The sequence below is a fragment of the Sporosarcina ureae DSM 2281 genome (assembly GCF_000425545.1).
GTDB classification, from domain to species: Bacteria; Bacillota; Bacilli; order Bacillales_A; family Planococcaceae; genus Sporosarcina; species Sporosarcina ureae.
The window spans coordinates 1-11652 of record NZ_KE384396.1; the positions used below are offsets into that span (position 1 = coordinate 1).

The window sequence follows — 11652 nt, forward strand, 5'->3', positions numbered from 1 at the left end:
GAGCCGCTCAATACATCCTCCCAAGCGCTCTATCGCACGCGCCATCCGCTCAATCCACTTCCACAACCGCTCTATACAGCCGCCCAACCGCTCAATGCCCAAGCCCAACCGCTCTATGCAGCCACATATCCGCTCTACCACCTACCCCAATAAACACAAAAAAAGCCACCCAAAAGGGCAGCCCATCCATCACAACTTCGTCATCTCATCATTCTCCATATCGCGCTTCAACTTCGGGCGATCCCACATGGCCGTTTGGAATTGCTCAAGCAACGCATCGCCTTCCAAACCTTCATCCAGCAATTCCTCAAGCAAATGCTCCGGATACTTCGATCGGACACGCTTCAAACGTCCCTTCATCAACACAGAAATCCGATCCCCAATCTGCCGCCAGTTTTCCACCGCCACATCAAACGAAGCAGGCTCGTTACCAGGATACGAAATCACGACGCGCACGGTCAGCAACGTTTCCTCAACTTTCCACTTTTCCATAATGTCCTTATGCTTGGCATCAATGAACAGCTCAAGAACCCACAAACGATGACTGTTCTCCTGGTTGATGATAATGCCATCAAACAGCGGAAACGCAAGCACGCCACTCTCCTGAATTACTTCCACCGAAATCATCTTAAACGTCTTCAATTCCATCACCTCGGTACAATTTTCCCAAGTATAGCATAAAAATCATAAAATACTCGAGAATTCAAAAATGCCGTATACCCCACCAAGCGGAAATCGCATACTACCGCGAATGTCCCAAAATCCCTTCGAATGAAAAATGAAAAACGACGCCGAAAATCGAATCAAAATTCAATTTTGCCACTTTGCCAACAAGATCCCATGTAGATTACGATAAGGGCAGCACAAAGAAAGGAGGAACCCACTCGTGAACCAAGTGGCTTTAGTAGGGAACATCACCAAAGACCTCGTATTAAAAGAACACGCATCAGGACGTGTCAACACCACGTTCATCCTCGCTGTCAATCGCAGCTTCAAAAACGCAAACGGGGAAGTAGCAACCGACTTCGTGCTGTGCTCCGTCTGGGGACGATCCGCCGAAAACTTAGTCCGTCACTGTGGCAAAGGATCGCTCGTAGGCGTCAGTGGAAGCATTCAGACCCGGAACTACGAACGCGAAGATCAATCGAAAGTGTATGTCACAGAAGTCATGTGCAGCGACATACGCTTCCTGTCGAAATCAGCTAAACCTCAACACACAGAAATGAGAACGCATTCATCTACTGAGCCCGAACGTTTTGAAGAAGCGAAAACAACCGAAACCGCATTGCCTATTTTCTAAACAGGTCCAAAACGAAAGGGGAGGAGACCAAGGCAAATTCGCCGTAGCACATCCGTTGCTGATCAATTCCTGAAAAGAGATGGATGACACACAATTGAAGAGAAATGAAAAAAGAGAACATTACACGACACTACAAGCATATTCGCCAACTAGCATTACCTATTCGGCAGAAGCAAGAGCGGGTGGGGACCCGATCCTCTGTGATGCCGGGAGTACATTCAGCATAGGAACTGAATCAATTTTACGCCAACTCATCCGTCGCCCGTTTCTGTCGGAGACCACTTCCGCGGGGCGGGCTGACGGAATACATACCCGCTCATAGAAAGGATGAAGCCCACATGCACAGCCCACCTACAGTCGCGCAGAAACAAGATATTCAACGCCTCGAAGACCAGATTGGCCAGCTGATCCGCATTATCGCCAACCTCAACGAGCGTATCAATTACCTCGAAACAATCAAAACAAACCCTTTCCTCATCCCTGATATAAAATGAATACAAAAAGACCTGCATCCACTTTCGATACAGGTCCTAATCATCAATAGGTTAATTAAACGTCAGCAAATCCTCGAGCTCTCGATCGTTGAGCTCCGTCAACCACTGACTCGAATGAATCAAATCAGCTGACAACGCTGCCTTCTCGACGAGCATCTCGTCAATCTTTTCCTCGATCGTCCCAACAGTCACAAATTTATGCACATGCACGAATTTGGTCTGCCCGATACGGTACGCTCGATCCGTTGCCTGGTTCTCCACAGCCGGATTCCACCAGCGGCCCGCGTGCAATACGTGATTCGCCTGTGTCAGATTTAAGCCGGTGCCCCCAGCTTTCAACGACAGGATGAAAATCGGGAATTCCCCGTTTTGGAACGCCTCGACCAATGCATCACGTTGTCCTTTTGGCATACTACCCGTCAAGAACGGCACGTCAATCCCGTGCAACTCCGACAAGCACTGACGGATCATCTGCCCCATGCCAATATACTGCGTGAAGATCAAGCATTGCTCACCGTTCGCCGCAATCTCCGCTGCCATCGAAACGATTCGTGCCATTTTATTGGAACGCGTCGTCAACTCGGCAGCAGGGGCTGGCGGTTCTTTCAGGAATAATGCCGGATGGTTACATAATTGTTTCAACCGACTGAGCATCTTCAAGATCAAGCCTTTACGCTCAAATCCTGTCAATGTCTCAAGTTTAAATTTCGTCTCCGAAACAAAACTCTCATACAATGCGGCTTGCTCAGGCGTCAGCGGTACATATTCATTTTGCTCGAGCTTCTCAGGCAAGTTCAGACGCAACTCCGGATCATTCTTCGTCCGGCGCATCATGAACGGCTGAATGCGAGCACGCAATTTCCGCTTCTCCGCTTCGAGATCATCACGCTCAATCGGCACGATGAACTCCTCGCTAAATTTACGGAAACTGCCGAGATATCCTTTGTGAATGAAATCAAAAATAGCCCATAACTCCGACAAACGGTTCTCGATCGGCGTACCCGTCAACGCGATATGATGCCCACCGCGCAACTTCCGGATCGCCCGTGATTGCTTCGTCTGTAAGTTCTTAATATTTTGCGCTTCATCAATGGTTACATTCGCAAACTCATACATCGACAGCATCTCGCCGTCTTGCGTAGCGGTTCCATACGTCGTCAAAATAATATGCGCCTGACGCTTGCTCATCATATCTGCAAACTGTTCCTCGCGTGCACGATTCGTCCCGTAATGTACGTGTACCGTCAATGAAGGTGCGAAACGTTCGAGTTCCTTTTGCCAGTTACCCATGACACTTGTCGGGCATATAATCAACGAAGGGGAGTCGGTTTCCGGTAAATTATGCACATACAGCAAATACGTGATGAGCTGTACGGTTTTACCGAGTCCCATATCATCCGCGAGCACCGCGCCAAATTTATTATCACGCATGAAATGAAGCCACTCGAAACCTTCTTGCTGATAGGGACGTAGCTCAGCGTGCAACGTCTTCGGTACGGGAACAGGCGGCAACCCTTTCTTGTCATGCAGCATATTCATCACTTTACGCAAAGACTGCTGCATCGAAAATGCTACTAACGGATCGTCTTCTTCCTCTTCATCATAGACAGGCGCAATCTCTTCCGGCACTTCATTGAACAGCAAATCTTTCACTGTCCATTCACCGTCATCGACTTGCTCCATCAACTCACGAATACGTTTGAGCCATGCGGGATCCAAATGGAACCATTCATCGCCCGCGCGGATATACTCGCGGTTCTCATCGACCATCTTCTGGAATTGATTTCTGTCGATCTTTTCCCCAGCGAGTGAAAACTGCCAATCAAATGACAGCACTTGATCGAGACTTGCTGACGAACGATACGATTGCATACCTGCAGACGTCCGAATCTTCAACTTCGTCTCCGTCACGTTCTTTAACCAAGCCGGCAGTATTACCGGATAATCAAATGCCTGACAAAGCGGCAGATCTTCCTGAATGAAAATCCGCACTTGCGCATCATTTAACGGCACATGCATGAATTGTCGCGGTTCATACCATTCAACGGAACGGAAAATCCCGACCATCTCAGCTTGACGTTCTTCGATATCTTCCGCATACGGCTTACGTTTTGCTGGCAAAGCATTTTCAATCGAACCCGCTATTTTACCGGCCGCTGGCGACCACTGCGCACCGCGATCACTGATCAGAATCGTCTCAAGCAACCAATCCGTCTCATCAACATCGGGCTCCGTCAAACGAAGGGCTACGCGGAACGGTAACTTAGACGTTTCGGTATTCGGCCAGCCATACTGCTTGAAGTGCGGCAACAAAGCAGGGAAATCTGCCATCGAGACACCAAGCGTCGCCAACTGACCACGCATTGCAAGCGAGATATATCGTCCAGCTTGCTCGGATAAATGCGTTTTATCGAGATCGAACGACAGTCCAGATTCATTCGCTTCAACGTATGAAAATAGCGCAGGGTCTTTCCACAATGTCGCGGCTTCACGAATGTCGGTCAGCACTTGTTGATCGTCAGACGTAGCACCTGTGTATTGCACATACGGATGACTACCAGCCGAGAACAAGCGCAGCAACATATCGATTGAGACATCGAGCCAATTATCCCGCTGCTCCACCAACATGCCGTACATCGTAGGCTCATCCGAATAAAATAAATACGACACCAACATATCGGCATCGATCTTGCGCGTTTCACCTGCGACATTTGCGGACACGATGAAGAGGCCGTCTTGTCCTTCTTGTAACGTTAACTCTAATGAAAGTTGTAAGATGTTCGAATCGGTCATAGCAGTAGATTTCCTTTCTCCATCTCTTCCATCAGTGCACGCAGACGTGGAAATTGCTGGCGGACTGTATGGACATAACGGTTCCAAAATTCATTGCGGCCATCGCGCTTTGCAGCAGTCTTCATTTGCTTCCACAAACGCACCGCACGGCGATAGCTATCTCGATTTTTCTCTTTGACTAATTTCAACGCTTCAGCATGCATGAGAGGGAACACCGCTTGCGAATCTTCCGCAAGCGCCGTCTTCATCGCAGAGCTGTCAATCATATCGACTGACCCGCGCGTTAAATGCATAAGCGCAGCCCATTCGGCGTAACGATTACGTTCGAATAAAAACTTGCCATACGCACGATTTGCTTCCGGTCCATACGATTGGAACAGTTGATCGCGCTGCGCTTCTGAAACATCAGACAGCGACAGCAACTCGTCGATATCTTCGGCAAACGCTGAACGGTTACGCGCTGCAAGCTGCTGATAATGCTCGGCTAAATGAGGGAGCAATTGCTGCATAATCGACTGCACAATATCAAAATCCTCATCTTCCTTCGCATAAAGTGCAAATGCCAACCATTGGGGAACAGCAGTAGCATCTAGCGTATTCAACTCCTCGTCAAGCTCGTCAAAACGTCCCGACGTCAAATAGAGAAACGCACGGAACAATGCCGCATCTTCTGCCGTTTCCCTTTGCAGGCGTTCAATCTCCTCTGTCAATTCAGCCTCATCAGAATAAAGCTCAGTATAGACAAGACGGAACGCTTCAAAACGCTTCGAGAATAAACCTTCTTCGTCTATTGCGAATGAATGAATCAAATCTTTCAGCTTCACATGAAATGCATCCGTCTCAAATAGACGTGATTTCGAACTCAGTTGTTTAATGCTCGCTTTAATTTCGGACATTTGTTCATTGAGCCAAATCGTCAGTTGCCATTTGCCGTAATGATAGGAATCATTCGCCGATAGCTCGCTATTTAGGAAAGGCCAAGCCGCTCGCAATAACGTTAGCTGATAGTACAGCGAAAAGAGCGGCTTCCATTCCCATTCAAAAGGAGAAAGCCGCGTCTTCTGATGTTCAATTTTGGAAGCATAATGCAAGAAACCGGTCGGTCCGTCACTCGGGCTCAACTCGGTAAGCGGCTTCACTAATACGGATAACGCGTTCAACCAAGCTTCTGGCGTCCGCTCATTGATCGACAATTGTGTCTGCACAGTCCCGGACTGGCGCCACGTATTGAGCCAATCTGATAATGAATGAAACTGCGAGTACAAATGAAAGACGACCGCGATCTGATGCGCGCACCAGTCTCCGTCGGCACATGTGCAGTACGGTTCCATCGTCATGAAAGAAAGACGTGCGAATTCCGACTCTGTACCTGAAATATTGGCCATTAAGGATTGCTCGGTTTCCGTGTAGCGATACGCACCAATTGCGTTCATACGTACAAGTGAAGCGGCCTTGCGTAGAATTTCCGCCTGTGCAGGGACAGACGACTGAAATGTATGTTTAATATGATTCATGAATTCTTCAATTTGTGATTCGTGCATATTTGCGATTCGTTCAATAGTGATGGCCACCGAATCCACTCCTTACTTAAGCATTCCTCCTATTATACCGTTTTTATCGGTCTTTTACCACAACTTGAGAAACATAAAAACCATCCGATTTCATTTGCCTGTTTGATTATCGAATAGCTGCATGAGGTTCAACATGCCTGACAGCAACAAATGGCGGTTCTCGTGGTCCAATGAATTTGCTCGTAAAATAAATTCTTTCAACAGTGGTTCGTTTTCAATTAGTGATCCGTACTGCGCAAGAAACCCATTTTTGTATGTGGCGGTACTGTCGAGCGTTTGATTTGAAAAAGAGCGTACCGTCTTTAATGGTTTGTCCAGAATCATCGCAAGCAATACATCATCCGGTATGTTATAGATTTTCTTAATAAGCGGCACCAAATAAATCGGGAAAGATCGTTCACTCGATTCATATCTGGACATCGTCGCCCCGTCGACTCCAAGATCCTCTGCCATCTGTTTTTGTGAAATATGTAAATACTCATCGCGGTATTCTCGTAATTGTGTTCCGAAACTCATCTTCATCACCCATTTTTCTCGCCATCGTATAAGAAAAGAATCCGGTATTTCGTTAAATTGTCATTTAGACAATATGAATTGACGAATTGACAATTACGAGATTATTCTACAATATTATGAGAAGATTGTGATAAAAAATAGAAAGTAGGCGAAAGTGATAGAAAAAGTGCAATTGATTTTACACTTACCTCAATTGCGGCACCGTGTACAAAAGCCGGAACCCGTAAGCGCAAGGGAGCTATGTTTCTTCGAATCTCTTGAACAATACTCCGAAAAATCCGTCCATGATCCAAATGGCAACGTTACATATTTGTATAACGTCACTCGCGAAGAGATGATGTTCGAGCAAGTCGTCATCTCGTACGCAAACCATCAAATGATTTTTTCTTACGAGAAAACGAACGTGGATGCGAGCGAGCAATTACTGGAACAATTGCGAGAAGGAAATATTGAGTATCAGCCAGTGTCCAAAACCTTTCTTGTAGGGCGTGATGAATAACCCGAAAGACGGCGTGATTCGCCACTATGACCGTTTTCTGAAAAATTCTCTTGGTATATTAGATGGTTTCCGACTCATATCATGCACAAAATCCTCTTTAATGTGATATATTAATAATAATCGGAAAATTCAAATTACTGAGGAGGAGGGGGAAGATATGCTAGTCATACAGCGAATCAAGCCATTTTTCACCAGGAAAGAAGAATTCAACTTGCGCCTTGTATTCGCTTATCAATATTTCTCGATTAAGCGAAACGATGAGGTGTTTCAATTCATCCCCGAAGAAGGTAAAGAAATCGTTGTGAATACGAAAAATCTGCAGATTGAGAACTTAGGAGAAGTGTTCGTCTTTCAGCGAGGCAGCAGATTTATCCGGATCCCACTTTATCAATTGTTGCTAGTTTCCGATTTGCATTTACATTTGTCGACTATACTCGAAGGAGCGATGGGATTGGAAGGCCATCTACAGGAAGAGTACATGCGTGAAGCGGACGGTTTGGTGGAGAAGTTGGAGCAAGATAATTGGGAACGAATGGTAGATTATGCGCTAGAAACGAAAAACCAACTCTTGTTTAAGGAGTTGATGGAAGGACTGCGAGTGATTTGATCATCACACTAAAACGTTAAAAACACCTCAGTTAGAAGCACATCTATGTGCGTCGACGTTGAGGTGTTTTTATGTGCGTTGTGCTATGCGGTTTCTCATAGTGTCAGGAAATGGAGCGCCACTACGAATAGTCCTGATCCGCCAAGGCCTAGTGCAAAGTCTTGCCACGTAAACTCAATGGTCTTTTCCAAGTTCATCGCTCATCACTCCTTTTTGTAATTAGAGCCATCTGACCCTATTACTTCCTATTATAGACTATTTCTTTAGATTAAAAACATTCAGATAATTAAATGAATCTAATGGACTAGGAGGTTTTTAGTGGCGGAGGCTGACGGGCTGTTGGGTTGGGGATTGGTGCTTCGGAGGGGACGCTTTCCCATGGGCCCGCGGCGAGCCAACCAGGTCGCAGGCTCCCTTTTGGTTGTCTCACCTGATCGGGCTGATCCATCGGGAGTCGCCCCTCCTACGCGCCAATCCCTGCAAACAGAGTGGTTGTTACTTTTTGTGGTTCATTGAAGTTGGGATTGTGAATAATCTGAAGGGTTGACGGTCGATAGGGGTTGGGATTTGCGCTTCGGAGGGGACGCTTTCCCATGGGCCCGCGGTGAGCCAACCAGGTCGCGGGCTCCCTATTGGTTGTCTCACCTGATCGGGCTGATCCATCGGGAGTCGCCCCTCCTACGCGCCAATCCCTTGCAAACTGAGTGGGTGATACTTTTTGTGGTTCATTGAAGTTGTGGTTGTGATTGCATTTGCAGTTGAACTCAAGCTAGTTTAATAACCACAATAATTTGCAATGTACTGCCAGTGAGTGATGCACATCTATCAACATTGAGAGTAGGATTGGAGCGGAAGGTGGGGGCGACAATCAGTGCGAGTTCGAGACACCGCAGGAAGCGCAGCGAACGAGGAGGCTCGGACCGCGCCCTCCAGAAAGCGTCCCCCATCTGGAGCGGAAATCCCATGCGCTATGTAACTTCATTATTCCTTTTCAGCGCTTAAATCTCCGACTCTATTGCCAAATTCTGCAACAAAACGAGACATTCGTTGCAAATCCGTCATTTTTTGATAAAGTAAGAGAGATAGAAACTGATATAATCAGTGGAAAAGTTGGAGGCAAAGGAGAAGTACATATGTATTCTACTTACGGTTACTGGCGTTCGTTAGTTTATCCTGACCGGCTTGCCGTTGAAATTGGGCAAGGAACCGTCACTGGATTCAAACGCCGTGTGTTTAGCGTATTCATTTTGGGCATCATCCTGTTCGTCCTCCGCGATATGTGGGGCATGAATACTGGGACGATGACGTATATCTTGGCGAACGGTTCGCTCGATGAATTCACCATTGGTCGCATCACCGCTTTAGTCGGCGCCATACTCTGGGCCATTATCTACATGTCGTTCCATTTCTGGGGCGTTGCATGGATTTTAAGCATGCTAACGAAAATTCCGTTTAAACCATTGCTGAAGTTGCAGCTAGTGGTCACGGGATTATTATTAATTGAAAAACTCATCAATTTCCTGATCTTCGCGGTTGCTGGAAAAACAGCAGCGGTTTCGATTCTTTCATTCGGACCACTCGCGGTAACATTTTTGGATAATTGGTACATCATTCTATTTGTCAATCAACTTACGATTTTCTCTGCATTGATCGTGGCGGTTCAATATCGCTTCATCAGCTTCTCGAAAGTGGAAACGTCACTTGTCGGTGAAGAAGTTGTAGAGCATAAAGGTATCCGCAAGCAGGCATTGTGGATGTTGATCGCATTGCAAGTGGTCTTTGCATTGATCACAGCAGCAGTTGGCTTTGCTCCCATCGAAAAAATGTTGAACTTGTTAATGATTGGGGGACTATAAGATGAAAACACAAAACATCATCGTGACAGTCCTCGTTACAGCGTTCTTAGCATTGAACACGTATTTGGTGTTCGCTGAAAAAAGTGTCATTCCGAAAGCGCAGTACGTCAGTGAGTACGAACGGCTGTCTGCGGATGATTACAAGAAAGAGCTCGATAAAGAAGGATTCATTTCACCGAAAGATTTGCATACGATCTACCTGAAAGACGACCAGACAATAGATTCATGGCTCGTTCAAGAAGGGGAGACAGTGGACTTTGGAACGGAGCTCGCTTCATTGAAAGTGGATCATATCGATTCAAAACGCAATGAACTAGAGTCGGAACTATCCGCGTTACAAAACCAGTCGTCTTCGATTTCACAAACGATTAGTAATCTGGAGTATGAACAGTCCTCTGCGGGCGGTTCGAAAAACGACAGCGATTACTACGATACGAACGACGAGAAAAAAGTGCGTGTCAATTTGAATGTCGGAATTGAAGTGAGAGAAGATGGAACGTTTGCGCAAGCGATTGCGGAAGCGGAGCGTGATCTCGCAGAAGTGCAGCGAAAAACGGAAATTGTCGAAGCAAAGCTCGCTGAAATACCGAATGAGTCTGCATTGACGAGTCCGGTCAGCGGCTATGTCGTAGCAATCAAACGTGATAGCGAATCACCATCTATTGATATTTACAGCACCGACCAGACGATTGTCACATACGTTCTTGACAACGAATGGCCAAGCGTGGAAACGGGCGCGCCGGTTACGATCCAGCACGACTCGATCCAAACACCATTCACACCGAAAGTCGATCCGAATGAACAACCAGAAGATCAAGTAGAACCAATAGAACCTGAAGACACAGAAGACGGAATCGGCAGTGCAAAAGGCAAAGCCGTAGCGTCTCTATCTGCTGACGGCGTACCACCGAGCACCGTACCGTACGACGATCCGAAAAGGGAAATCGACGGAACAGATACAGAACCACCAGCTGGTAATTCGAATGCTCCTGAAGAGAATTTCGACGGCACATCGGGTAACCCGGACGGTTCAGTCGATCAACCGGATACACCGGTATCTTCACCGGGCAGTTCGAATAATAACAATTCAGATACGGAAACTACGCCGAACACGGAGACGCCAACAACGGAGACTCCGAATCCAGATGATGCAACGACAAATCCGGACGGAACAATTTCTAATCCTGAAGTGAATGATTCACCTGAAGGTAAGCCTGTCTTAACTAATAAACAAAAGAAACTGGCTGAAGCTCAAGAACGCATCACGCCGGAATACCCGAATAACATTTCCACAATTAACGGAGTCGTCGTATCGGTATCCAAAGTGCCTGCGAAAGACGACGAATGGCTAGAAGCGTATAAAGCCTTAGGCAATACACAAAAAGACAATCCACTAGCATATTACGAAGTGCGCGTTGCACCGTACGACGAGCAAATGGACTTGCCATTCGGCACAAACGTCAACACGTTCATTCAAACAAATGAAGCAAACCAAGTCGTCAGTGTCAAAACGAACTGGCTAACGGACAAATACCAGAACGATGCGAAAGTATGGACGCTAGACAACAATGGACGAGCAGTCCAAAACACAGTCGAAGCACCATTCACATCACTTGATCGAACCGTCCTCACAACGGGCGTCGAACCAGGAGTGATCGCATTGCACAACGACGATCTAGACAGCAGCCTCGAGCACCAATCCGTCTTCCACCCACTGCCGCTCTATCTGCCGGAATGGGAACAATGGAAAACAACGCCTTGGCAACACTATGTACGGTATTTGATTAAACGATGAAAAACTGCCCTTTAGGGGGCAGTTTTTTTCGTTTTTGCGGTGGAGGATCCTCGTGTGGACATTGTATTGAACTAAATTAAGCAAGGCGAAGCCGCCGCGCTCAAACTTTCTTTTAAGTGCTCTATCAAACACCTTGTCCGCTCAATGCCCACGCTAACCCGCTCTATCAAGCATGCTATCCGCTCATACGACTAGCGCATTGAACTAAATCAAGCAAGGCG

At 46.8% G+C, this 11652-nt stretch carries 10 protein-coding genes; 6 read left to right on the forward strand and 4 right to left on the reverse strand.

Going from position 1 to position 11652, the window contains the following annotated elements:
- Positions 1-189: 189 nt before the first annotated feature.
- Positions 190-642: a YwpF family protein gene (locus tag H605_RS0116890; RefSeq protein WP_029055264.1), complete on the reverse strand. Its 453-nt coding sequence runs from the start codon at positions 640-642 to the stop codon at positions 190-192.
- 244 nt (positions 643-886) lie between these two features.
- Here H605_RS0116890 and H605_RS18260 point away from each other — a divergent pair, with 244 nt between their 5' ends.
- Both H605_RS18260 and H605_RS19060 read left to right on the forward strand, forming a co-directional pair.
- Positions 887-1300: a single-stranded DNA-binding protein gene (locus tag H605_RS18260; RefSeq protein WP_037562348.1), complete on the forward strand. Its 414-nt coding sequence runs from the start codon at positions 887-889 to the stop codon at positions 1298-1300.
- Positions 1301-1638: 338 nt separating this feature from the next.
- On the forward strand, positions 1639-1794 hold the full coding sequence (locus H605_RS19060; protein ID WP_155979569.1) for a hypothetical protein: 156 nt from the start codon (positions 1639-1641) through the stop codon (positions 1792-1794).
- 51 nt (positions 1795-1845) lie between these two features.
- Here H605_RS19060 and H605_RS0116905 read toward each other — a convergent pair whose 3' ends face one another.
- The 3 genes from H605_RS0116905 to H605_RS0116915 form a co-directional block, all read right to left on the reverse strand.
- The gene (locus H605_RS0116905) at positions 1846-4587 is read right to left on the reverse strand and encodes a DEAD/DEAH box helicase (protein WP_029055265.1); all 2742 of its coding nucleotides are present in this window, start codon (positions 4585-4587) and stop codon (positions 1846-1848) included.
- Complete coding sequence (locus H605_RS0116910) at positions 4584-6158, reverse strand: hypothetical protein (RefSeq protein ID WP_029055266.1); 1575 nt, start codon at positions 6156-6158, stop codon at positions 4584-4586. The genes H605_RS0116905 and H605_RS0116910 overlap by 4 nt, the downstream gene beginning before the upstream one ends.
- 90 nt (positions 6159-6248) lie before the next feature.
- On the reverse strand, positions 6249-6674 hold the full coding sequence (locus tag H605_RS0116915) for a helix-turn-helix transcriptional regulator (protein ID WP_029055267.1): 426 nt from the start codon (positions 6672-6674) through the stop codon (positions 6249-6251).
- Positions 6675-6840: 166 nt separating this feature from the next.
- On the opposite strand from H605_RS0116915, the gene H605_RS0116920 reads away from it, so the two are divergent.
- From H605_RS0116920 to H605_RS18515, 4 genes are all read left to right on the forward strand, one after another.
- Entirely contained in the window at positions 6841-7173 is a 333-nt protein-coding gene (locus tag H605_RS0116920) for a hypothetical protein (protein WP_211225437.1), read from the forward strand.
- Between the two features lie 157 nt (positions 7174-7330).
- Entirely contained in the window at positions 7331-7780 is a 450-nt protein-coding gene (locus H605_RS0116925) for a hypothetical protein (protein ID WP_029055269.1), read from the forward strand.
- Positions 7781-8913: 1133 nt separating this feature from the next.
- Positions 8914-9636: a hypothetical protein gene (locus tag H605_RS0116945; RefSeq protein WP_029055270.1), complete on the forward strand. Its 723-nt coding sequence runs from the start codon at positions 8914-8916 to the stop codon at positions 9634-9636.
- Between the two features lies 1 nt (position 9637).
- A complete protein-coding gene (locus H605_RS18515; RefSeq protein ID WP_051210654.1) occupies positions 9638-11431 on the forward strand; it encodes an efflux RND transporter periplasmic adaptor subunit in 1794 nt (597 codons plus the stop codon).
- The last annotated feature ends 221 nt before the right edge of the window (positions 11432-11652 follow it).